This is a genomic window from Hyphomicrobiales bacterium (assembly GCA_002869065.1).
GTDB lineage: Bacteria > Pseudomonadota > Alphaproteobacteria > Rhizobiales > Rhodobiaceae > Rhodobium.
The window spans coordinates 231,525-253,757 of the sequence record PKTR01000006.1 but is presented as its reverse complement, the minus strand read 5'-3'; the positions used below and the strand labels follow the sequence as shown (position 1 = coordinate 253,757).

Annotated in this window: 21 protein-coding genes; 5 read left to right on the top strand and 16 right to left on the bottom strand. The window is 66.0% G+C overall.

Going from position 1 to position 22,233, the window contains the following annotated elements; translation table 11 throughout:
- Positions 1-20 precede the first annotated feature (20 nt).
- Genes C0606_16285 through C0606_16245 form a run of 9 tightly spaced genes read right to left on the bottom strand, consistent with a single transcriptional unit; the run spans position 21 to position 8,128 of the window.
- Positions 21-641, bottom strand: a complete 621-nt coding sequence (locus C0606_16285) for an ATPase (GenBank protein ID PLX36252.1) — start codon at positions 639-641, stop codon at positions 21-23.
- Entirely contained in the window at positions 628-2,070 is a 1,443-nt protein-coding gene (locus C0606_16280; protein ID PLX36251.1) for a V-type ATP synthase subunit B, read from the bottom strand. The genes C0606_16285 and C0606_16280 overlap by 14 nt, the downstream gene beginning before the upstream one ends.
- A complete protein-coding gene (locus tag C0606_16275; protein PLX36250.1) occupies positions 2,060-3,820 on the bottom strand; it encodes an ATPase in 1,761 nt (586 codons plus the stop codon). Before C0606_16275 ends, C0606_16280 begins: the two co-directional genes overlap by 11 nt.
- Positions 3,813-4,505: a hypothetical protein gene (locus C0606_16270; GenBank protein PLX36249.1), complete on the bottom strand. Its 693-nt coding sequence runs from the start codon at positions 4,503-4,505 to the stop codon at positions 3,813-3,815. The genes C0606_16275 and C0606_16270 overlap by 8 nt, the downstream gene beginning before the upstream one ends.
- Positions 4,502-4,807 carry a Vacuolar H+transporting two-sector ATPase F subunit gene (locus C0606_16265; GenBank protein PLX36248.1) on the bottom strand — a complete coding sequence of 102 codons (306 nt, stop codon included), beginning with the start codon at positions 4,805-4,807 and terminating at the stop codon, positions 4,502-4,504. Before C0606_16265 ends, C0606_16270 begins: the two co-directional genes overlap by 4 nt.
- Before the next feature lies 1 nt (position 4,808).
- The gene (locus tag C0606_16260; GenBank protein ID PLX36247.1) at positions 4,809-5,168 is read right to left on the bottom strand and encodes a H+transporting two-sector ATPase C subunit; all 360 of its coding nucleotides are present in this window, start codon (positions 5,166-5,168) and stop codon (positions 4,809-4,811) included.
- A complete protein-coding gene (locus C0606_16255; GenBank protein PLX36246.1) occupies positions 5,165-7,021 on the bottom strand; it encodes a hypothetical protein in 1,857 nt (618 codons plus the stop codon). The genes C0606_16260 and C0606_16255 overlap by 4 nt, the downstream gene beginning before the upstream one ends.
- Positions 7,021-7,776, bottom strand: a complete 756-nt coding sequence (locus C0606_16250) for a hypothetical protein (protein PLX36245.1) — start codon at positions 7,774-7,776, stop codon at positions 7,021-7,023. The genes C0606_16255 and C0606_16250 overlap by 1 nt, the downstream gene beginning before the upstream one ends.
- 4 nt (positions 7,777-7,780) lie before the next feature.
- Positions 7,781-8,128 carry a hypothetical protein gene (locus C0606_16245; protein ID PLX36244.1) on the bottom strand — a complete coding sequence of 116 codons (348 nt, stop codon included), beginning with the start codon at positions 8,126-8,128 and terminating at the stop codon, positions 7,781-7,783.
- A 196-nt stretch (positions 8,129-8,324) separates the two neighbouring features.
- Between C0606_16245 and C0606_16240 the strand changes: the two genes are divergently transcribed.
- Both C0606_16240 and C0606_16235 read left to right on the top strand, forming a co-directional pair.
- Positions 8,325-9,494 carry a peptidase M24 gene (locus C0606_16240; GenBank protein PLX36391.1) on the top strand — a complete coding sequence of 390 codons (1,170 nt, stop codon included), beginning with the start codon at positions 8,325-8,327 and terminating at the stop codon, positions 9,492-9,494.
- An 18-nt stretch (positions 9,495-9,512) separates the two neighbouring features.
- The gene (locus C0606_16235) at positions 9,513-10,277 is read left to right on the top strand and encodes an Asp/Glu racemase (GenBank protein ID PLX36243.1); all 765 of its coding nucleotides are present in this window, start codon (positions 9,513-9,515) and stop codon (positions 10,275-10,277) included.
- A 45-nt stretch (positions 10,278-10,322) separates the two neighbouring features.
- Here C0606_16235 and C0606_16230 read toward each other — a convergent pair whose 3' ends face one another.
- Entirely contained in the window at positions 10,323-11,372 is a 1,050-nt protein-coding gene (locus tag C0606_16230) for an aldo/keto reductase (GenBank protein PLX36242.1), read from the bottom strand.
- A 281-nt stretch (positions 11,373-11,653) separates the two neighbouring features.
- On the opposite strand from C0606_16230, the gene C0606_16225 reads away from it, so the two are divergent.
- Positions 11,654-12,577 (top strand): AraC family transcriptional regulator CmrA, encoded by a 924-nt coding sequence (locus tag C0606_16225; protein PLX36390.1) that lies wholly within the window; start codon positions 11,654-11,656, stop codon positions 12,575-12,577.
- Positions 12,578-12,581: 4 nt separating this feature from the next.
- On the opposite strand, the gene C0606_16220 is transcribed toward C0606_16225, so the two are convergent.
- The 3 genes from C0606_16220 to C0606_16210 all read right to left on the bottom strand — a co-directional run bounded on the left by C0606_16220 (position 12,582) and on the right by C0606_16210 (position 16,701).
- Positions 12,582-13,496, bottom strand: a complete 915-nt coding sequence (locus C0606_16220) for a methylmalonyl Co-A mutase-associated GTPase MeaB (protein ID PLX36389.1) — start codon at positions 13,494-13,496, stop codon at positions 12,582-12,584.
- Between the two features lie 150 nt (positions 13,497-13,646).
- Positions 13,647-13,913 carry a hypothetical protein gene (locus C0606_16215; protein PLX36241.1) on the bottom strand — a complete coding sequence of 89 codons (267 nt, stop codon included), beginning with the start codon at positions 13,911-13,913 and terminating at the stop codon, positions 13,647-13,649.
- A 109-nt stretch (positions 13,914-14,022) separates the two neighbouring features.
- Complete coding sequence (locus C0606_16210; GenBank protein PLX36240.1) at positions 14,023-16,701, bottom strand: pyruvate, phosphate dikinase; 2,679 nt, start codon at positions 16,699-16,701, stop codon at positions 14,023-14,025.
- Between the two features lie 331 nt (positions 16,702-17,032).
- Here C0606_16210 and C0606_16205 point away from each other — a divergent pair, with 331 nt between their 5' ends.
- Together C0606_16205 and C0606_16200 are read left to right on the top strand one after the other, a co-directional pair.
- On the top strand, positions 17,033-18,850 hold the full coding sequence (locus C0606_16205) for a hypothetical protein (protein ID PLX36239.1): 1,818 nt from the start codon (positions 17,033-17,035) through the stop codon (positions 18,848-18,850).
- 19 nt (positions 18,851-18,869) lie between these two features.
- Complete coding sequence (locus C0606_16200; GenBank protein ID PLX36238.1) at positions 18,870-19,760, top strand: 4-(cytidine 5'-diphospho)-2-C-methyl-D-erythritol kinase; 891 nt, start codon at positions 18,870-18,872, stop codon at positions 19,758-19,760.
- On the opposite strand, the gene arsB is transcribed toward C0606_16200, so the two are convergent.
- From arsB to C0606_16185, 3 genes are read right to left on the bottom strand one after another with little or no spacing between them, the layout of a single operon-like run.
- A complete protein-coding gene (arsB, locus tag C0606_16195; GenBank protein ID PLX36237.1) occupies positions 19,714-20,748 on the bottom strand; it encodes an arsenical-resistance protein in 1,035 nt (344 codons plus the stop codon). The two genes, C0606_16200 and arsB, sit on opposite strands and share 47 nt — an antisense overlap.
- A gap of 46 nt (positions 20,749-20,794) precedes the next feature.
- Entirely contained in the window at positions 20,795-21,325 is a 531-nt protein-coding gene (locus C0606_16190) for an ArsR family transcriptional regulator (GenBank protein ID PLX36236.1), read from the bottom strand.
- Positions 21,326-21,334: 9 nt separating this feature from the next.
- Entirely contained in the window at positions 21,335-21,667 is a 333-nt protein-coding gene (locus C0606_16185; protein ID PLX36235.1) for a transcriptional regulator, read from the bottom strand.
- Positions 21,668-22,233 lie beyond the last annotated feature (566 nt).

Sequence of the window (22,233 nt, the reverse complement as noted above, 5' to 3'; positions counted from 1 at the left end):
CCCGAGGCGGTCCATTCCCGCTATTCCGGCGAGCCGATGAATCGGGTTCGGATGGCGTCTTCCTGATCCGCGCTTTCCAGATGCCCCTCGATCATCCGCATGGTCTCCTCGACCTCGGGTAGCAGAACGTTTTCGAGCGAGCGGGCGCGGCGCTCGGTGCGTTTGTACTCGCGCGCGAGCCGCTCGAGATTGCCGACCTCGACCGCAATGGCGAACAGCAGCGGTAACAGCGCGGCGAAGGCCGCTGCGGTGTCGGCGGCTTCCGGCGACGGGTCGACCGGAGGGCGCGGCGCTCCGGCCGGCTCCTGCAGCTGAGGTGCGGCGCCATCGAGCAGCCGCACACCGAGAAACTGGCCGGCGCTCGTCTCGGGGGCAAAGGACACGGTATCCGGCGCAGGATAGACTTCGAGCCCGTCGAGGCCGTGGCGGGCGACGCCCTTCTTGAGCGCCTCACGGGCATCCATGAACCGCTTTTCGAAATCGGCCGCGAGGGTTTCGTGCGCTTTCAGGCGTGACAGCATATCGGTCGCCAGCAGCATGCGCTTCTCGTCGAGAAACGCGTAGCCCTGCTTCATCAGGGTGCGTTCGTCGGCAAGACCGAGCAACGCGCTGCGGGTGGCCTGGACATCAGCCATCGGCATCCACCTCCTCGTCCTCGTCAAGCACTTCGGCAGCGGGCGCCCCGCCCGGTCCTGCCGTCGTCAGGTGGCGGGCGATCTGCTCGTCGCTCAGCCGGGTCAGATCGGCAACCGGAAGATCGCGCAACAGGTTCCAGCCGACGGCCATGCTTTCTTCAAGCAGGCGCGGGCCCGACTGGGCGACGAACTCGGCCTCGAAGCGGTCGGCAAAGACGAGATAGCCGCGATCGCCTTCGGTGAGGCCGTCGCGGCCGACGACGCTTGCCAGCACGCGCACACGTATGGCCTTGGCATAGGCGGCAAAGAGCTGATGGCTGAGCGCGGGATGATCGGGGTCGGTGAAGCCTTCGCCGATGCCCTGATCGGCCAGCCGCGACAGGCTCGGCAGCACGTTGATCGGCGGTTCGATACCCTTGTGATCGAGGCCGCGGTCGAGAACGATCTGGCCCTCGGTGATGTAGCCGGTGAGATCCGGGATCGGGTGGCTGATGTCGTCGGCCGGCATGGTCAGGATCGGCAATTGCGTCACCGTCCCTTCCGCCCCTTGGGCGCTGCCGGCACGCTCGTAGATGGTCGCCAGATCGGAATACATGTAGCCCGGATAGCCCTTGCGCGAGGGCACCTCGCCGTGGCTTGCCGAGACCTCGCGCAACGCCTCGCAGTAGTTGGTCATGTCGGTCATGATGACGAGCACATGGCGGCCCTCGTCGAAGGCGAGGTATTCCGCCGCCGTCAGCGCGTAGCGCGGCGTCAGCAGGCGCTGCGGGCTCGGTTCGCTCGCCCGGTTGAGGAACATCACCGTGTGGCCGAGCGCGCCGGACAGTTCCATCGCCCGGCGGAAAGCGTCGGCGGAATCGTAGGACACACCGATACCGACGAAGACGATGGCGAAATCGGACTGGCTGCCGCCGCGCAGGCGGGCGTGGCGGGCGATCTCGATCGCCAGCTTGTCATGCGACAGGCCGCCGGAGGAGAAGATCGGCAGCTTATGGCCGCGGATCAGGCTGTTCATCAGATCGATGGCGGAGATGCCGGTCTCGATGAAGTCACGCGGCAGCGCGCGCGACACCGGGTTCATGGCCCGCGCATCGACGCGGCGGAACTCGCGTGCCGGTACCGGCGGGCCGCCATTGACCGGCTGGCCAACGCCGTTGAACACGCGGCCGAGCAGACCCGGCCCGACACCGAAGCGCAGCGGCTCGCCGCGGAAGCGGACCCGCACGGCATCGAGGCCGAGACCGCGGGTCGATTCCAGCACCTCGATGATCACCGTGTCGTCGTCGAGGCCGGTGACGCGGCCGATGCGCGGCGGCTCGTCGTCGATGAGCACCTCAACGGCCTCGCCGAGCGTCGCCTCGATGGTGCGGCGAAGGAACAGCAGCGGTCCGTCGATCCGCTCGACGGCACCCGAAACGCTTACCTCAGCGCGCATCGTCGCCTCCCATCTCCGCATCCGCCACAGCGCTCGCGGCAGCCGGCGTGCCATATCCGAGTTCACCGAGCTGGCGTTCCATGTCCGACCACAAAGCATCGAAGCGGTCGATCTCGTCCTCGCCGATATCCTCGCCCATGCGCTGCAGCCGGCGGTAGATCGGCAGTGCCGCGATCTCTTCGGGTTTCGCACCGCGCCCGAGTGCGTCGCGCGCCATCGACACGAAGCGCATGATGAGGCGCAGCATCACCGTCTGGCGTTCGGGCGAGCAGTAGCGGTCGGACTGCGAATAGGCCGACTGGCGCAGCAGCGCCTCGTTGGCGAGTTCGGCCGAGGTCAGCGTCAGTTGCTGTTCGGCGGGCAGAGCATCCTTGCCAACGATGCGTGCCATGCGCTCCAGATTGGCCTGCTGTTCGAGCAGCACGAGCAGCTTTTCGCGGTGGCGCAGCCATTCGACATTGCCGCGCGCGACCCACCAGGCGGAGAAGCGGCCGGCGTCCATCGAATAGGATTGCAGCGGGTGGATGGCGGGATAGAAGCGGGCTTGCGCGCGTTCGCGGTCGAGCCCCCAGAAGCTGCTGATGTATCGTTTGGTGTGGCTGGTGACCGGTTCGGAGAAGTCGCCACCCGGCGGGCTCACGGCACCGATGATGGTGAGCGAGCCTTCCTTGCCCGAGAGGCTGACGACGCGGGCGGCACGCTCGTAGAACTCGGCCAGGCGCGAACTCAGATAGGCGGGGTAACCGGCCTCGCCGGGCAGTTCGCCGAGACGGCCGGAAACCTCACGCAAGGCCTCTGCCCAGCGGCTGGTGGAATCGGCCATCAACGCCACGTCGAGGCCCTGATCGCGAAAATACTCGGCGACGGTGACGGCCGTGTAGATGCTCGCCTCGCGCGCTGCGACCGGCATGTTCGAGGCGTTGGCGATGATCACCGTGCGCTCCATCAGCGCGCGGCCGGTGCGCGGGTCGGTGAGGTTCGGGAACTCGTGCAGCACCTCGGCCATTTCGTTGCCGCGCTCGCCGCAGCCGACATAAACGATGATGTCGGCGTGGCACCATTTGGCGAGCGTTTCCTGCAGCACCGTCTTGCCGGTACCGAACCCGCCGGGGATGGCGGCGCGGCCGCCGCGCGCGACGGGAAACAGCGTGTCGAGAATTCGCTGCCCGGTGATCAGCGGTTCGTCGGCGGGCAGCCGTTCGGCGACGGGCCGCGCCTTTCGCACCGGCCAGAGCGTGAAGAACTCGATGCCGTAGATGTCGCCCTTCTTGTCGCGCAGCTTCAGCACCTCCGCCTCGACTGGGTGGTCGCCCTCCTCGGCGATCCACTCGACCGTACCGTCGAGATGCGGCGGCACCATGCAGGCATCGGCGACGCCGACGCCGGCCACACGGCCAAAGACCGCGCCGCCGCGGATATCGTCGCCAACGCGCACTTCCGGCTTGAAGCTGAACACTGTCGGCATCGAGTCGCGGGCAAGCGGACGCAACAGGCCGTCGAAGATGTGGCCGAGCAGGCCCGGACCGAGCGGCACCGATAGCGCCTGCCCGGTGCCATGCACCGTGTCGCCCGGCTTCAGCCCGGTCGTATCCTCATAGACCTGCGCGACGAACTCGTCGCCCTCCAGGCGGATGATCTCGCCGGGCAGACGGTCGGGTCCGACTTCGACAGCCTCGCCGACCCGGAATGGCGCCTTCGAGCGGGCATGAAGAACCGGCCCGGCGATCCAGCTGATACGGGCTTCAGGCATCGTCCCCTCCCCGCGCCTCTTCGGCGTCGTCCGGCCGGGCAAAAATCTCCGCCAGCAGGGCCGACTCGACGAAGGCGGTATCGGCGAGGAAGGCCTGCGGCGTGGCGTCGATGCGCGCGCCATCGGTGACGACCACCAGCCCGACCTCGATTGCAGGATCGGCAACGAAGGCGACATCATCGATGCCGGCGTCCTTAGCCGCCTTTTTAGCGGAGGCTTCGTCATCGGCACTCCAGCCGGCGGCGTGGCGGATTTCAAAATGCCGTTCGCCTTTCCCGGGCGCGAGCCGCTTGCCGGCATGGGCAATCAGGCCACCGATCCAAATCGCGCGCGTTTCAGCGTCCCGCCAGCGCCCGGTGAGCGCTTCGGCCAGCATCGGGCGGGCGTGATCGAGAACGGCGGCGGATTCGTGCTGCATGCGACGGCGGCCATCGGTTTCGATTTCGGCGCGGGTCTGCGACAGGCGGCGCATTTCCTCCTGACGCATATCGCCGATGGCGCGGTGCATCTGGCGGCGCGCCTTGGCCCAGCCCTTGCGGCGAATTTCGCCGATACGCGCATCGGCGGCTTCGGCGACGGCGCGGACTTCTTCCGCGACGTGCTCGTTGATATCGGCGATCAGCTCTTCGGCCTGCCGCTCGGCGGGTGCGTTCGATCTGGCTGGTGTCTGGGTGTCGGCGGTCACGTTTCCACTCCAAGGACTCCAAGAACACGGGCTTTCAGCGCGTCAAGCGCGGCTGCAGGATCGCCGCGGCGGATATCCGGCATAACGACGACGAGCGGGCTCTCCTGCACCCGCAAGGCCGCCAGCCGTTCGTCGCTGAGCGCGACCGCGACCGGCGCAGTGAGAACGACGAATGCCGCTTCGCCAAGCGCCGAAGTGACGGCCTCGTCGATCGCATCGGGCGCGGGCACGCGCGTTTCCACCCCGGCAAGGCGGAAGCCTGAGCAGGTCACCTCATCGCCGATGACGATCACGGGGTTCATCTCAGCCGGCCCGGTTGAGGATCAGGATGGCGACGATCAAACCGTAGATCGCGATGCCTTCGGCAAGGCCGACGAGGATCAGCACGCGGCCGAGCAGTTCGGGCTTCTCGGTGAGTGCCCCGACGGCGGCGCTGCCGACGACAGCGACCGCATAGCCCGCTGCAAGGGTGCCGAGACCGGCGGCGACCGCAGCCGAAATGAAGGCCCACTGCAACACCCCCGGATCGACAGCGGATGCGGCCACGGCGGCTTCCTCGGCGCCTGCCGGCAGCAGGGCGAGGATCAGACCGGCGGAGGCGACGACAATGGCCATGCCCCCGGCGGCGAGGAATTTCAGGATGGTCAGGCGACTTGGCTTCATGATGATCCCCCATTGATGCCCAGGGTGGGAAGTTTCGGCGGTGGTAACGGCCGGAATGGCCGCCCGCCTCCTTTCAGGAACCGGACGAAGAACTCGAACAGCACCAGACGGGTCGTCTGGATGCCGACGACGAGCCCTTCGAGCCCGAGAATGAGCAGATTGCCGGCGAGCATGACGATCCAGCCGCCAATACCGCCGGCGGCGTCCGCGATGCCGGTAACAGCAAGCGACAGGCCGGCATGGGCGAGCGCGAACGCGCCGACGCGGGCAAAGGACACGGTGTTGACAAGCAATTGCAGGAACTGCTCGACGAATTCGGCAAGCGCGGTCGCGCCGGCGGCGATCCGGCCCGACGAGGCGGTCAGCGCGGCGCCGATGGAGAACCAAGCAAGACCGAGCGGAATGCCCCACAAAAATGCCGGTTCGAATACCGCACCGAGCGTCGCAAGATAGGCGGCCATGACGCCGGCGTCGCGGGCGAGCCAGACGCCGAAGGCGTGGCGCCAGAAGGCCTGCAGCGCGTTGAGAACGAGGCCGGCGAACAGGATCACGGCGCCGAGTGCAAGCGCCGCCGCCAGCACGGTAATCGGTTCGTGCAGCGGCGACAGCCACAGCGCGTGGAAGACATCCTCGCGGCTGAACACGGCGCCGAACAGGACACCGAAGACCATCGCCATCACGCCGCCCGGCACCAGCATGGCGAGGAACGGGAGTTGCCGGCGCAGCAGCAGACCGATGACCAAGAGGACGAAGCCCTGGCCGACATCGCCGAACATGAAGCCGAACAGGATCGGCGCGATGACGGCAACGACCGGGCTCGGGTCGGCCTCACCGCCCGATGGCGTTCCGAGCATGTAGGCGAAGGTCTCGAACGCGCGGATCCACGGCGGATTGCGCAGAACGGCCGGCGCTTCGACACCTTCCGGCGGATCGGAGAACTGCACCAGACAGCTGACCCCGCCACCCTCGACCGACTGGCAGAAGGTCTCCGGGCTGGTCGCCGTCGTCCAGCCGGTAATCCAGGCAAGCCGGTCGCTCGCGGTCAGTTCCGAGCCATGCTCGACCAGCCATTCGACGGCGGCGAAATCCGCCAGCACGCCGGCGAGATCGTGGCGCACCGTGCAGTCTTCAAGGCCGCGGCTGGCCTCGTCCTCATTTCTAGTGAGAACGGCGAGGCGGTCGGCAACTCGCTTCCTGGCGGCGGCAAGATCGTTCGGCAACCAGACGGGCAAATGGATCGGGTGAACCTTGAGGGCGGCCAGATCATGCGCGGCGCGGTCGAGATCCGCCTTGCGCCCGAACAGCAGCACGAAGTCCTGTTCAGTGCCGTTGAGCGCGATCCTCATCAGCGAAGCCGGCACAAGGAGCGCGATGTCGGTGCGGGCCTTCTCGCCTTTCGGAAACAGGAAGACCCGGCCTTCCATGCGTGCGCCGATGCGGCTCAGATCGGACAGCGGCGGCAGCCTGCGGTCGTCGGCAACATCGAGAAAGGCGGCCACTTCACGCAACGAGCGCTCCTCGCGCGCCAGACCCTCGCGGGCATAGATCAGCGGATCGGCCTCGTGGATCCAGTCGTCGATCTTCTCCAGTCCGCGCGCAAGCACGGCCGCCGGATCGCTCAGCCGCATCGGGCGGGTATGGTCGGGCTGCGGCCAGTAGGCGTGATAGGTGCGCGCCAGTTCATGGAAGCGGGCGAGCTTGTCGGCGGTGCCCGGCACGACGAGCGGCCCGGCTTCGCCCTCGCGGGTCTGCAATTCGATCGCACCGGTCGAGGCGAGCAGGCGCAGGGTGGGCACCAGCTCCTTGCGGGTGGTGATCATCTCGAACCACTGACAGGGGGCTGGACGGAACATCAGCTCGCCTCCGCCACCAGTGTCTGCTCGAACAGGCGGGCGCGCGCGAGGCCGCCGCGCAGGCGCTCGAGATCGAGAAAGGTCAGCGCCAGATGGGAGCAGACCGCGAGAGACGTGCCGGCCCCCTTGCGGAACAGCTTGATCAGGCGGTGGCGCAGGGCTTCGCGATCGGCCAGGCCGCGCGGGCCGCCATCCTCCAACCCGAGCAGAACAAGGAGAGCCGGCGCCTGCGCCGCCTTGTTCGCCGCCGGACAGAGCCGCTGCCATTCGGCGAACCAGCGTTTGGCGGCGGAGCGCGGCGCGCCATTTGCCGGGTCGAACAGGGCAAGGCCAGCGTCTGCGAGGGCCTTGGAGCGCGCCGCCGGGTCCCAGCCGGCAAAGGGAGCGAGCGCGGGATCATCCTCAACCCAATCGGGCGCGATGCCGCCGGCAAGCACATGGTCGATCACCGGCAGGTCGACCAGGCGTTTCAACCACAGGGTCGCGGCGCGCCAGCGTTCGGGCTGCCAGCGGGAGAGATCGTCGACATAGCGCCGCCATTGCTGGCGCAGCCGGAATTCGATGATGTGGATATCCCCGGACGGGTCGATCGTCTCGACCCAGGGAGCAAGCGGGCTCGCCTTGGCGGCGGCAAGAAAGCTGTCGAGCGAACGCGCCGCCTCGATGCGCGACCAGTCTTCGCTCAGCGGACGCGCGCCGTGGCGGGCCTGCAGGCGCGCCTGAACGAAGGCGTAGTCCGCGCGACTGCCGGGCATGGTCCTACCCTCCCCCGCCTGTCAGACGGGCGGCGAGACGGGCCGCGGCTGCTTTCAACGCCTCTTCATCGGGCGGCGCATGGGCTTCAGCCTGCTTCTTTGCCTCATCCTGCATGGCGGCAATTTCGGTATCGACACGCGCGCGCCGTGAAGCCTGCAGGCGTTCGATGCGCCCGTGCGTGCGGTCGATCAGAGCCCGCATGTCGTTCTGTGCCTGCTCGATGCGCAAAGCGGCATCGCGGCGTGCATCGGCGAGCGTTACCCCGCCCGCCTTTTCCGCGGCCACGACCTTTTCGATTGCGCGCGCCGTTTCTGCCCGGCTGCGGGCCTTATCGCGTATATCATCGCGCATTGCCGGTATCCGCCTCCCCATAGGCCGGTCGAAGCGAGCCTGATTTCTTGTGCAGGTCTTCCACTCCGCCATGGGAATGTTAGGCTGCATATGGCCGGCGATACAAGCGCCCGCCGTGGGGATCACTACCTATGCGACACCGCTGCAAAGCATTTGACGAATGGCGCCCGGATGGCTTGCCGGCCAAGAGACGGCCATGAGCCGCATTGCCCCGGAGCGGGGCTTTCCGACAGCCGAATTCGAAGCCCGTCTGGAGCGGGCACAACGCGCGATGGCGGCACAGGACCTCGACGGCCTGTTGCTGACGACAGAACCGGAAGTTCGCTACTTCACCGGCTTCCTGACGCTGTTCTGGCAAAGCCCGACACGACCCTGGTTCCTGTTCGTTCCCAAAGCCGGCAAGCCGGTTGCCGTGATCCCGGAAATCGGTGCCGCGCTGATGCGGCGAAGCTGGCTCGACGACATCCGCACCTGGCCGGCGCCGCGCCCCGACGATGACGGGCTGTCGCTGCTCGCCGACCTGCTTGGGCCGATCAACGCCGCAAAAGGCCGGATCGGGCTGATGAAGGGTCACGAGACCCATCTGCGCATGCCGCTCGCCGATTTCGAACGGCTGACGGCGAGCCTGCCCGACATCACCTTCACCGACGCGACCGCGCTCGTGCGCGGCCTGCGGATGGTCAAATCGGAAGCCGAGATCGCCAAGCTCGCGCATATCTGCGACCTCGTTTCGGCGGTGTTCGAGAAGCCGGACGACATCTTTCACGAGGGGCAGCCGCTGGTCGAAGCGTTCCGGGCATTCCGCATCGCCTGTTTGCAGGAAGGCGCTGACGACGTGCCCTATCTGGTCGGCGGGGCCGGGCCCGGCGGTTATGGCGACATCATCTCGCCGCCCTCCGAGCGGCCGCTCGCCGCTGGCGATATCCTGATGCTCGATACGGGTGCTGTCTTCGACGGCTATTTCTGCGACTTCGACCGCAACTACGCGATCGGCCGCGCCGACGATCTGGCGAAACGCGCCTATGACACGCTGCACCGGGCGATGGAGGCGGGGCTCGCTGCCGCCCGCCCCGGCACGACCTGCCGCGATCTGTTCCGCACCATGCACGGCGTCATTTCGGAGTTCGATCCGGGCGGCGGCGATGTCGGCCGCTATGGCCACGGGCTCGGCATGCAGCTCACCGAATGGCCGTCGCACGCCGCTTTCGACGACACCGTGCTCCGCGAGGGCATGGTGATCACGCTCGAACCGTCGCTCTCCTATGGTGACGGGCTTTCCATGGTGCTGGAAGAAAACCTCGTCATCCGCGACGGCGCACCGCAATTGCTGACACGGCGCGCGCCGAACAGCCTGCCGATCATCTGAACCGAAAAGGCACACCCGATGGCCCTACCCTTCACCACCGACGACGGCTTTGGCGCCCGCGCCCGGCTCGGCCTCATCGTGCTGCAGGCCGACGAGACGATCGAGCCGGAATTCGCGCGCATCATGGCGCTTGAAAACGTCGTGCTGCACATGACGCGGATCCCGATGGCGGCGGAGATCACGCCGGAAACGCTGATGTCGATGAAGGCGAACCTGCCAGCGGCCGCCGCCCTGTTGCCGGAGATCCCGTTCGATGCCATCGGCTATGGCTGCACCTCGGCCTCGACGGTGATCGGCGTTGACGGCGTTGAGGCGGCGGTACGCTCGGTGCATCCCGATGCCGCCGTCAGCAACCCGATCAGTGCGGTGCTGGCGGCTTGCGAGGCCCTCGAGGCGAAGCGGATCGGTTTCGTCACGCCATACCGGCCGGACGTATCGGCGGCGATGCGGGAATTGCTGGAGAAGAACGGGCTGACCATTGCCGGCTTCGGCTCGTTCGAGGAATCCGACGACCGGGTGGTCGGGCGCATCTCGCCGGCGTCCGTGCTCGACGCCATCAAGTCGGTCGCGGCAATGGGCGATTGCGACGCGGTGTTCGTCTCGTGCACCAATCTGCGCGTTGCCGGCATCGTGTCGGAGGCCGAGGCCGCGATTGGCAAGCCGGTCTTTTCGAGCAATCTGGCGCTTGCCTGGCACATGCTCAGGCTCGCAGGCATCCAAGACGACATACCCGGCCTCGGCCGGCTCTATCGCATGCCGCTCGCCGACAAAGCCGGCGAATGACCCGGAGGCGCTGCCGCCTCCGGGCTTTTCTGCGAGAGCTAACGGTTAGCTGTTTTCGCTCGCCCCGATCTGCGGATTGTCGGTGCGGTAGCTCGCCTGGCGTTCGATCATCCAGCCGGGATATTCCTCCGGCAGCGCGCTGACCTTGTCGAGCGTCGCCAGTTCCTCCGCCGTCAGCCGAACATCGACCGCGCCGAGATTGTCGGTCAGTTGGTCGACCCGCTTGGCACCGACGATGACGCTGGTGACGACCGGCTGGTGCAGCAGCCAGGCAAGGGCGATCTGCGCCACCGAAACCCCACGCCCCTCTGCCATCGGCCGCATGGCGTCGATAACGTCGTAGGCACGGTCATTCTCGATCGGCGGGAAGTCGAAATTCACCCGGCGACCGCCGCCGTCGGCGGCACCCTCGCGGGTATATTTGCCGCTCAGGAAGCCGCCTGCAAGCGGGCTCCAGACCATCAGGCCGACCTTTTCCTCGCTCAGCATCGGCACGATCTCGCGCTCCAGATCGCGCCCGGCAAGCGTGTAATAAGCCTGCAACGAGCGAATCGAGGCGAGATTCTTGCGCTCCGAGATGCCGAGCGCCTTGGCGATCTGCCACGCCGCCCAGTTGGAGACGCCGATGTAGCGCACGTCGCCGGCACGCACCAACGCGTCGAGCGCTTCCAGCGTTTCCTCGATCGGGGTCAGCGGATCGACGCCGTGGATCTGGTAGAGGTCGATGTGATCGAGCTGCATCCGCTTCAGGCTGGCGCGGACCTGATCCATGATGTGGTAGCGCGAGGCGCCGGCATTGTTCGGCCCCTCGCCCATCGGCCCATGCACCTTGGTGGCGACGACGACCTGATCGCGGGCGACGCCGAGGTTCTTCAGCGCCTGCCCGGTGATCTGTTCCGACAGGCCGTTGGCATACACATTGGCCGTGTCGATGAAATTGATGCCGCCGTCGAGGGCGGCGCGAAGCAGCGCATCGGCGTCGGCCTGCTGCAATTCGCCGATCGCCTTCCACATGCCTTCGCCACCGAAGGTCATGGTGCCGAAGCACAGTTCGGAAACGCGCAAACCGGTCTTTCCAAGAAGATTGTATCGCAAGGTCTGATCCCCTCTGTGAGGTCCCGTATCAACGGCCGGAACAGACGGCCCGCCCACGGGAGTAGAAATGTGATCCTGTCAAATGCCGGAACCTATCGATCCGGCCACACACCGAAGATGGGCGAAAAGCTGCGCGGGAGTGAGCCGGATGCTCCGCAATCCTTGCCTGATCCTCTCAAATGTCGGTGTGAGCCGGGTGCCAGCCCTTGCGGCAGGAGCGTCATCATGCACCAATCAGGATGGGAACCGCCGTCCACTTCCCGAAAGCGAAGGCATCGACGATGAGCAGCCTTGACGACCTGAGAGATTTGATTGCCCGGCACGGCGAGGAAGGCCGTTTCGATACGGCGATCCCGCGCGTCGCGCTTGCCCGCGTCGAGGGTCGGACGATGCCGAAGCCGATGGTCTACGAGCCGTTCTTCTGCATCGTCGCGCAGGGCGCAAAGGAGGTGATGTTGGGCGAGCGGATCGTGCGCTACGCGCGCGGCAACTACCTCATTGTTTCGCTCGATCTGCCGGTGAGCAGCGCGATCTGCGAGGCGAGCCCGCAGCACCCTCTGCTGTCGACCTCGCTGTCGCTCAATCCCGGGATGCTTGCCGACATCCTGCTGACCCTGCCGGAGAATGCCGTCGAGCCGTCGTCACCGTCGGGGCTTGAGGTCAGCACGGTCACCGAGGATCTGCTCGACGCGATGGTGCGCATGCTGTGCCTGCTCGATCAGCCAAAGGACATCCCGATGCTCGCGCCGCTGATCGAGCGCGAGATCCTCTACCGGCTGATGCAGGGTGATCAGGGCGCGATGCTGCGCCAGATCGCGCTCGCCGACAGCCGGCTGTCGCAGATCGCCCGGGCCATCGGCTGGATCCGCAAGAACTTTTCCGAGCCAATGCGCGTGGAGGCGCTTGCTGGGATCGCCGGCATGAGCGCGTCGTCGTTCCACCGCCACTTCAAGGCGGCGACGGCGATGAGCCCGCTGCAGTTTCAAAAGCAAATCCGGCTGCAGGAGGCGCGCAAGCTCTTGCTGGCGCAAAAGGCGGAAGCCTCGCGCGTCGGTTTCGCGGTCGGATACGAAAGCCCGTCGCAGTTCAGCCGGGAATACAGCCGGTTGTTCGGCATACCGCCCGGGCGCGACGCCGCACAATTGCGCGCGCTCGGCACGGACGATCCGGCGGCGCTCGCGGAATTGCTGCACGCCGAGGCGTAAAGACCTAACCGGTAGCCAGCCGCTTGCGCACGGTGTCGCCCCAGCGGGCGATCTCGGCGAAGGGCTCGGCCGGATCGGCGCTCGCCAGATCTCCGGCGACCTGTTTCAGCCCCTCGGTGCCGAAGCGGCTGCGGATAGCCTGGCCGATCCACTGGCGGGCCTGAGAAAGGCGACTGTCGCGCAACCGCTCGCCTTTCGACAGCCACTCGGCGTGATCCCCGACGGCAGAAAGCAGCACGTCGAGACCGGTTCCGGCGGCTGCCGAAATCAGGATCACCGGCACCCGCCAGCCGTCGTCGGCGCGGGCAAGCGTCAGCGCCCCCTCGACATCGGCCACGGCACGGCGGGCGCTGTCGCCGAGATCGGCCTTGGTGACGGCGACCACGTCGGGCAGCTCCATCACGCCGGCCTTCATGAATTGCAGCGAGTCGCCCGAACCGGGCTGGATGCACAGCAAAACCGTGTCGGCGACGGTGGCGATATCGGCCTCCGACTGGCCGATGCCGACCGACTCGACGATTACGTGATCGTAGATCGCGCGCATCAAGACGACAGCGCCGAGCGCGTGGTCGGAGAGGCCGCCGAGCCGGTCGCGGGCGGCCATCGAGCGCACGAAGACGCCGGTGTCTTCCGGGTCGGTCTTCAGCCGCGTGCGGTCGCCGAGCAGCGCGCCCTGCGTGATCTGCGAGGACGGATCGACGGCGATGACTCCAACGGTCTCGCCGACCGAGCGCCAGTGGCGGATGAGCGTGTCGGTCAACGTCGACTTGCCGACACCGGGCGGACCGGTCAGCCCGAGCACATGACCGCGCGCGGCAGCGGCGGCCTCATCGAGCAGGCGGATGATCTCGGGCCGGCCATCGCGGGTCTCGATGGACGAGAGCGCGCGCGACAGCGCCCGCTTGCCGCCGGCGCGTATCGTTTCGATTGTGAGTGCGTCGTTCTCCGCCACGGACCCTGCCTGCCGATTCCTGCTCGTTTCCCCTTTTCAAGCACAGATCGGCGCTGGCCGCGCGGGGGAAGCGCAAAAAAACGGCTGATACCTTGGTCGAAATGGGTGGTTGACGGGTCAAACCGCGCCCGCGAACAGAAGCACGCCGATGACGCGGGCAACGCCGTGGGCGATGACGGCGACGAAGATCGCGGCGATTAGATGCGGGCCGCCGATGTTGCCGCTAACGAAGACTTCCATCAGCAGGAAAGCGACGACGCCGGCGCCTACAGCGAGGAACATGCCGATCAGGCCGGGTTTGGCCAACAGAATACCGACCGCCGCCCAGGCGAGATACCAGAAGACGAGGACGATCAGGCGGCCTTTGCGGGGTGTTTCGGTCATTTCACTATCCCGACCACAAGCGTGGCCTCGAAAGAGCGACGGCGGATGCGTCTCGCACCCGCCGTCTGTTTCTTATGCAAAAAAGCCTGCCGGCCAATGGGCCCGCGCTTTATGCAGTGGTGTCGCCCTTGGTGTGCAGCGCGGCCTGGGCCGCGGCAAGGCGGGCGATCGGCACGCGGAACGGCGAGCACGACACATAGTCGAGGCCGACGCTCTCGCAGAAGTGGATCGAGGCCGGGTCGCCACCATGCTCGCCGCAGATACCGAGCTTGATGCCTTCACGGGTCTTGCGACCGCGCTCGGCGGCAATCGCCACCAGCTCACCGACGCCTTCGGTGTCGAGCGAGACGAACGGGTCGGTCTCGAAGATGCCCTTCTGCTGATAGGTGCCGATGAAGGACGCCGCGTCGTCGCGCGAAATGCCGAAGGTCGTCTGCGTCAGGTCATTGGTGCCGAAGGAGAAGAACTCCGCCGATTCGGCAATGACACCGGCCTGCAACGCGGCGCGCGGCAGTTCGATCATGGTCCCGACGTGATAGGCGATCTCGGTGCCGGACTCGTGGGCAACAGCGGCGGCCATCGCATCGATCCGTTCCTTGACGAGGTCAAGTTCGGCCTTGGTCGCGACCAGCGGCACCATCACTTCCGGGATGACCGGAGTGCCGGTCTTCTTGGCGGCGGCAACGGCCGCTTCGAAGATGGCGCGGGCCTGCATCTCGGCGATTTCCGGATAGGAGACCGCGAGACGGCAACCGCGATGACCGAGCATCGGGTTGAACTCGTGCAGAGCATCGGCCCGCTCGCGCAGCAGGTCGGCCTCGACGCCCATCGCCTCGGCAACCTCGGCGATTTCCTCGTCCGTCTTCGGCAGGAATTCATGCAGCGGCGGATCGAGCAGGCGGATAGTCACCGGCAGGCCGTGCATGATCTCGAACAGATCGGTGAAGTCCTGACGCTGCATCGGCAGGAGCTTGTTCAGAGCGGTGCGGCGACCGTCTTCGTCGGAGGCGAGGATCATCTCGCGAACGGCGATAATCCTGTCGGCATCGAAGAACATATGCTCGGTGCGGCACAGGCCGATGCCCTCGGCACCGAACTCGCGCGCGGCGCGGGCGTCGGCCGGGGTTTCGGCGTTGGTGCGGACCTTCATGCGGCGGATTTCGTCGGCCCAGGCGATCAGGGTCGCGAAGTCACCGGAGAGTTCCGGCTGCAGCATCGGGATTTCGCCATCGAGCACTTCGCCCTTGGCGCCGTCGATGGTGATCAGCGTGCCCTTCGGGAAGGTGCGGCCGGCGATCGTCATGGTCTCGGCGGCGTAGTCGACGCGGATCGAACCGGCGCCGGACACGCAGGGCTTGCCCATACCGCGGGCGACCACCGCCGCGTGGCTGGTCATGCCGCCACGGCAGGTAAGAATGCCTTCGGCGGCGTGCATGCCGTGAATGTCTTCCGGGCTCGTCTCGACGCGCACCAGAAGCACCTTGTGGCCCTGGCCGGCAAGCTGTTCGGCTTCGTCGGCGGTGAACACGATCTCGCCGGCGGCAGCGCCCGGCGAGGCCGGCAGGCCGGTCGCCAGAACCTTGCGCTCGGCACTCGGGTCGATCATCGGGTGCAGCAGTTGGTCAAGGGCTGCGGGATCGATGCGCGAAACCGCCTCTTCCTTGGTGATCAGACTGCTTTCGGCCATCTCGACGGCGACGCGTAGAGCCGCCTTGCCGGTGCGCTTGCCAGCGCGGGTCTGCAACATCCACAGCTTGCCGCGTTCGATGGTGAACTCGACGTCCTGCATGTCGCGGTAGTGCGTTTCGAGCCTGTCGCAGATGCCTACGAATTCCTTGAAGCAATCCGGCATCGTCGTCTCGAGGGACGGCTTGTCCGACCCCGAGCCGATGCGGGCGCGTTCGGTGAGGTCCTGCGGGGTGCGGATGCCGGCAACGACGTCTTCGCCCTGGGCGTTGACCAGGAACTCGCCGTAGAGCGCGTCTTCGCCGGTCGACGGGTTGCGGGTAAAGGCAACGCCGGTCGCCGACGTGTCACCCATGTTGCCGAACACCATCGCCTGAATGTTGACGGCGGTGCCCCAGCTTTCCGGCAGGGCGTGCAGGCGGCGGTAGGTGATCGCGCGGGCGTTCATCCACGAGCCGAACACAGCGCCGATCGAACCCCAGATCTGCTTCTTCGGATCCTGCGGGAAGGAATGGCCGAGCCGTTCCTCGACCAGCGCCTTGTAGCGCTCGATCACGACCTTCCAGTCGTCGGCGGAGAGGTCGGTATCGAGGACGAGGCTCTTTTCTTCCTTGAAGGTCTCCAGGATCTCCTCGAAATCGTGATGTTCGACGCCGAGCACGACGTCGGAATACATCTGGATGAAACGACGGTAGGAATCGTAGGCGAAGCGCGCATCATTGGCTTCTTCGGCAAGCGCTTCGACAGTCTCGTCGTTCAGGCCGAGATTGAGGACCGTGTCCATCATGCCCGGCATGGAGGCACGGGCGCCGGAGCGGACCGAAACCAGAAGCGGGCGCGACGGATCGGAAAAGCTGCGTCCCGTGATCTTCCCGATCTCTTCAAGCGCGGCGTCGACCTGATCGGTCAGCTCGGGCGGGAAGTTGCGGTCGTGCGCATAGAAGTAGGTGCAGACTTCCGTGGTGATGGTGAAACCGGGGGGCACCGGGATCCCCAGATTGCACATTTCGGCAAGATTGGCTCCTTTGCCGCCAAGGAGATTGCGCATGCTTGCCGCGCCCTCTGCCTTGCCGTCACCGAAGGTGTAGACCCATTTGGTCATGACGCACCTCTTCCAGCGTTCGTGAGATTTCACATCAGGATATATGCCGGCACCTGCCCGATTCCCGCAACCGCCAGAACCGACATATTGTTGAACAGTAGATGACAGCCCACCCCGAACCGAGAGACTTGCCCAGGGCAAACCCGTTAGAAGATTCTAATATAGCCCCTATTTTGCCGCAGTGCAGCAAGCATCGTCAATTTCGGTGAAGCCCTGATCGGCTGTTTCGTCGCGGGTCGGACACCGCGGACCGGCCACCTTGCAGGGCGACCACAAAACGGCCATTCTGCAGCAATAGGGAAGCGAGTCAGACCCTTAGGGCAAAGAGCGCATGCAACGAGCAACGGTTTCGGACAGGCTGGTGATGAACGGATTTGGACGTACCCTGCGGCGGTGCGCCGCCATGGCAGTGCTGGCCGGCGCAATGGCGACGCCGCTTTCACCTGTTTGGCCAGGCGCCGCGCAGGCGACAGAAACCGAGGCGGTCGAGGCGCCGCCGCCTGTCTTCGACAATTATCCGGTGACGCTTTCGGGCAGTTATCTCGCAGCCCGCCACGCCAGCAGCCAGCGCGACATCGAAAACGCGGTTGCCTATTTCCGCGACGCGCTGAGCAACGATCCCGACAACGAGCAGATGCGCGAGCGGACCTTCAGCCTGCTGGTTGCCAATGGCGATATCGAAGAATCGATCGAACTGGCGCGGCAGATCGTCGAGAACGACAAATCGAACCGGTTCGCCCAGCTGGTGCTCGGGGTGAAGGCGCTGCGCGAGCGCACCTTCGAAAAGGCGCAGTCGCATTTTTCCGCTGCCAGTGACGGCCCGCTCGCCGAACTGACCACGGACCTTCTGGTCGCTTGGGCGCTGCAGGGCGCCGGCAAGACGGACGAAGCCATAAAATGGCTCGACCAGCTCGACCATCCGACCGCCAACGATGTCTTCCGCGCGTTCCACGCCGGTTTGATCTCGGATCTGGCGGGCCGCAAGAAGGATGCCGCGCAGCGCCTCGGCGAAGCCTACAAGAAGGACTCCAAGGCGCTGCGGATCGTCGAGGCCTATGCGCGTGCGCTCGCCCGAGTGGACGACCGTGCCCAGGCGCTCGGCGTCATCGACACTTACGCGCTGCAAAGCGGCAGCCACCCGCTGATCGAAGCGGAACGCACCGCGATTGCGGACGGCAAGATCCCGGGACCGCTGGCGGCAAACGTTCAGGCCGGCGGCGCGGAAGTGCTGTACTGGCTCGGCTCGGCAATCGGGCGCGACGGCTTTGTCGAGCTCTCGGCGATCTATCTGCAGCTCGCGCGTTATCTCGATCCTAACGCGGAACTGGCCACGCTGGCGCTCGCGAACCTGTTCGAAACGCTGAAGCGGAACGATCGGGCCATCGAGATCTTCGCAACCATTCCGGAAGGTTCACCGCTGAAACGCGACGCCGAGATCCAGATCGGTCTCAACTACAATGTCCTGAAGAACCTCGACGAGGCGCGCAAGCATCTCGCCGGCGTGGTCGAGCAGAACCCGTCCGACCAGGATGCCGTGCGCGCGCTCGGCAACGTGCTGCGCAGCCACAAGCTCTATGCCGAAGCCGCCGAGGTCTACAGCAAGGGCATCGCAGCGCTCGGCAACAACACGGAGCGGCGCAACTGGCGGATCTATTACTACCGCGGCATCTGCTACGAGCGCACCAAGCGCTGGCCGGATGCGGAAGCCGACTTCAAGAAGGCGCTCGTGCTGTCGCCGAACGAACCGGACGTGCTGAACTATCTCGGCTATTCCTGGGTCGACATGGGCATGCACTACGAGAAAGCGCTCGACATGATCCGCAAGGCGGTCGAGCTGCGCCCGAGCGACGGCTACATCATCGACAGCCTCGGCTGGGCCTACTACCGCCTCGGCCGCTACGAGGACGCGGTGCAGGAACTTGAAAAGGCCGTCGAGCGACGGCCCGAGGACCCGATCATCAACGATCACCTCGGCGATGCCTACTGGCAGGTCGGCCGGCGGCTCGAAGCGCGCTTCCAGTGGAGCCATTCGCGCGATCTTGGCCCCGAGCCCGACGCGCTCGAGACGATCAAGAAGAAGCTCGCCGGCGGGCTGACGGAAGACATGGTGAAGGCCGCCTCGACGCCGAGCGACGCGCAGAACAACTGACGAAACGGGCGGGCGCGCCATGATCACGATCGAGGCGCGCGCCAAGGTCAATCTCGCACTCCACATCACCGGGCGCCGGGCGGATGGCTATCATCTGCTCGACAGTCTGGTTGTGTTTCCCGAAATCGGCGACTGGATTGCGGCCGAGCCCGACCGGCTGCTTTCGCTGCGCATCAGCGGACCGTTCGGCAATGCGCTCGACGACGGTCCCAGCAATCTCGTTTTACAGGCCGCGCGGCGCCTCGCCGAGAAGGCGAGCAGCGATGGGCACACGGTTGCCGGCGCGCGGATCGTGCTCGACAAGCATCTGCCGGTGGCATCCGGGATCGGCGGCGGTTCGGCGGATGCGGCGGCGACGCTGACAGCGCTGTGCGAACTTTGGTCCCTACCCTATCGCGCAGATGACCTCGGCGACCTGACGCTGTCGCTCGGCGCCGACGTGCCGATGTGCATGGCCGGTGTGGCGCTGAAAGCAAGCGGCATCGGCGAGATCGTCGAGCCGGTGGCGGGCCTGCCGGCTTTCCATATGGTGCTGGTCAATCCGGGCGTCGCGGTGTCAACGCCGGCGGTGTTCACGGCACTGGCGAAGCGCGACAACTCGCCACTTCCGGCTCTTCCCGCCAGCTTCGACACCGCAGCAGAGCTCGCGAGCTTCCTCGCCACCTGCCGCAACGACCTCGAGGCGCCGGCGCGCGCGCTTGAACCTGTGATCGGCGATGTGCTCGACGCACTTGTCGCCGCCCCAGACTGCCTGATTGCCCGCATGTCGGGATCCGGCGCGACGTGCTTCGGCCTCTTCACAGACGAGGCGGCAGCCGGTGAGGCCGCCGCCCGTATCGCTTCATCCCGCTCCGACTGGTGGATCAGGAGTGGGCCGGTTTCTTCTCGTACCAGCCCTTCGTGCGATTGACGATCGCCACCACCGACAGCATCACCGGCACCTCGACGAGCACGCCGACCACGGTGGCGAGCGCTGCGCCGGATTCGAAGCCGAACAGGCTGATTGCGGTCGCCACCGCGAGTTCGAAGAAGTTCGATGCGCCGATCAGCGCCGACGGGGCTGCCACGCAATGCGCCTCGCCGCTCCAGCGGTTGAGCAGATAGGCGAGCCCTGAGTTGAAATAGACCTGGATCAGGATAGGCACGGCAAGCAGCGCGATGATCATCGGCTGTTCGACAATTCTGTTGCCCTGGAAACCGAACAGCAGCACCAGCGTCGTCAGCAGCGCGACGACCGAGGCCGGCGACAAGACGCCGAGCAGGCGGGCGATGCCGGCCTCGCCGCCCGACGACAGCACGGCGCGGCGGATGATCTGGGAAATGATCACCGGCACGACGATGAACAGCAGCACCGACAGGATCAGCGTTTCCCAAGGCACGATGATCGCCGAAATGCCGAGCAGGAAGGCGACGATCGGCGCAAAGGCGAACACCATGATGGTGTCGTTCAGCGCCACCTGCGACAGGGTGAAATGCGGTTCGCCGTCCGACAGGTTCGACCAGACGAAGACCATCGCCGTGCAGGGTGCGGCGGCGAGGATGATCAGGCCGGCGATGTAGGAGTCGATCTGGTCGGCCGGCAGATATTCGCGGAACAGGCCGGCGATGAACAGCCAGCCGAGCAGCGCCATCGAGAACGGCTTCACCGCCCAGTTGACGAACAGGGTGACGCCGATGCCGCGCCAGTGCTCACGCACCTTGGTCAGCGCCGCGAAATCGATGCGGATCAGCATCGGGATGACCATCACCCAGATGAGGACGGCGACCGGCAGATTGACGTTGGCGATCTCGGCCGCGCCGATTGCCTGGAACAGAGCCGGGAACCAGTGGCCGAGCGCGATGCCGACGACGATGCACAGCGCGACCCAGACGGTCAGGTAGCGTTCAAAAACGTTCATGGGTTTTCCTGCAGGATTTCTTTTGAAGCGGGTCAGGTCGCGGTGGTCAGCCTGCGGTTTCCGCAGCGCCTTCCGATGCACCGTCCATATGGCCGATCTCGATCAGCCGGCTCTTCAGCGCCAGCTTGTCGAGGCTCGAAACCGGGAGCGAGGTGAAGGCCCTGATGCGGTTCGCCATCAGCCGGTAGGCCTCGGCAAAGGCGGCGCGCTTTTCTGCTTCGCTGCCTTCGGCTGCGGCCGGATCGGCGATGCCCCAATGGGCGGTCATCGGCTGTCCCGGCCAGACCGGGCAGGACTCGCCGGCGGCGTTGTCGCACACAGTGAAGACGAAGTGCATCTCCGGCGCGCCGTCAGCCGCGAACTCGTCCCAGCTCTTGGAACGCAGGCCCTCGGTCGGATGACCGAGCTGGTTCAACAGATCGAGCGCCATCGGGTGCGGCTCGCCCTTCGGCTGCGAACCGGCGGAGAAGGAGCGGAAGCGGCCCTCACCTTCCGTCGCCAAGATGGCTTCGGCGAGGATCGAGCGGGCCGAGTTGCCCGTGCACAGGAAGAGAACGTTGAAAACGGGTTCGGTCATGGCTGGCCTTCAACAGGAACAGGTGATGGTTTCGATGAGCGGATTGCAGATGTCGGGATTGCCGTTGCAGCAATCCTCCATCAGGTAGGCGAGCAGGTCGCGCATACCGTCCATCTGGGCGGTGTAGCGGATGACGCGGCCCTCGCGGCTGGCAACGGCAAGCCCGGCGCGGGTCAGAATGCCGAGATGGGTCGACAGCGTGTTCGGCATGGCCCCGAGCGTTTCGGCGAGCGTGCCGGCAGGCATACCTTCGGCGCCCGCCTTCACAAGCAGGCGGAAAGCCTCCAGCCGGGTCGGCTGGGCGAGAGCGGAGAGCGAGTCGAGGGCGGCTTTTGTATCCATATTTCGAGAAATATCGAAATATAGGGAAGAGTCAAGGGGGAGAGGCGCGGTGCGGGAGGTGGGGGGCCATGAGAGGGCGGCGTGGGGAGTTGGGTCGTATTGGTTTTCGCTCACGGTCGAGCGTTCGCGTTGCTTACTGACCTCCGAGGGGGCGGCCTAACAGCCGGCGCGCAGTCGCGCTTGCGAACCCTGCGGGTTCGGTGAGCGCTTTTCGGCAAGCTCGGTGAGCGCAGTGGGCAACCCCACCACTCCCCGTCACCCCGCGCGTGACGCGGGGTCCATTGCCCATCTCGAAACAGTATGCCGGTGGCGAGTGAGGAGTGCCGAGCCCTACTCCCACGTCATCCTCCGGCTCGACCGGAGGATCGGCCAGAAACGGGCACAGCGACCGCATAGATGTGCGCACGGCGGGCTCACGCGCTGTCGTCGTCCCAGCCGACGCCTCACCCGTGTGGAGAACGATCCTCCGGTCAAGCCGGAGGATGACGGGAGTGAGGGTGATCATGGCCGTTGGCAAATACTGGAACCCGTTCCGCCAGCACTTGCACTTCGCGCAACTGCCATTG

Coding starts and splice junctions, on each gene's coding strand:
- C0606_16255 (PLX36246.1), bottom strand. CDS start 7,021: ATGTTCCGTCCAGCCCCCTGTCAGTGGTTCGAGATGATCACCACCCGC.
- C0606_16245 (PLX36244.1), bottom strand. CDS start 8,128: ATGCGCGATGATATACGCGATAAGGCCCGCAGCCGGGCAGAAACGGCG.
- arsB (PLX36237.1), bottom strand. CDS start 20,748: ATGAACGTTTTTGAACGCTACCTGACCGTCTGGGTCGCGCTGTGCATC.
- C0606_16210 (PLX36240.1), bottom strand. CDS start 16,701: ATGACCAAATGGGTCTACACCTTCGGTGACGGCAAGGCAGAGGGCGCG.
- C0606_16275 (PLX36250.1), bottom strand. CDS start 3,820: ATGCCTGAAGCCCGTATCAGCTGGATCGCCGGGCCGGTTCTTCATGCC.
- C0606_16225 (PLX36390.1), top strand. CDS start 11,654: ATGAGCAGCCTTGACGACCTGAGAGATTTGATTGCCCGGCACGGCGAG.
- C0606_16190 (PLX36236.1), bottom strand. CDS start 21,325: ATGACCGAACCCGTTTTCAACGTTCTCTTCCTGTGCACGGGCAACTCG.
- C0606_16250 (PLX36245.1), bottom strand. CDS start 7,776: ATGCCCGGCAGTCGCGCGGACTACGCCTTCGTTCAGGCGCGCCTGCAG.
- C0606_16235 (PLX36243.1), top strand. CDS start 9,513: ATGGCCCTACCCTTCACCACCGACGACGGCTTTGGCGCCCGCGCCCGG.
- C0606_16280 (PLX36251.1), bottom strand. CDS start 2,070: ATGCGCGCTGAGGTAAGCGTTTCGGGTGCCGTCGAGCGGATCGACGGA.
- C0606_16285 (PLX36252.1), bottom strand. CDS start 641: ATGCCGATGGCTGATGTCCAGGCCACCCGCAGCGCGTTGCTCGGTCTT.
- C0606_16185 (PLX36235.1), bottom strand. CDS start 21,667: ATGGATACAAAAGCCGCCCTCGACTCGCTCTCCGCTCTCGCCCAGCCG.
- C0606_16215 (PLX36241.1), bottom strand. CDS start 13,913: ATGACCGAAACACCCCGCAAAGGCCGCCTGATCGTCCTCGTCTTCTGG.
- C0606_16260 (PLX36247.1), bottom strand. CDS start 5,168: ATGAAGCCAAGTCGCCTGACCATCCTGAAATTCCTCGCCGCCGGGGGC.
- C0606_16205 (PLX36239.1), top strand. CDS start 17,033: ATGCAACGAGCAACGGTTTCGGACAGGCTGGTGATGAACGGATTTGGA.
- C0606_16200 (PLX36238.1), top strand. CDS start 18,870: ATGATCACGATCGAGGCGCGCGCCAAGGTCAATCTCGCACTCCACATC.
- C0606_16265 (PLX36248.1), bottom strand. CDS start 4,807: ATGAACCCCGTGATCGTCATCGGCGATGAGGTGACCTGCTCAGGCTTC.
- C0606_16240 (PLX36391.1), top strand. CDS start 8,325: ATGAGCCGCATTGCCCCGGAGCGGGGCTTTCCGACAGCCGAATTCGAA.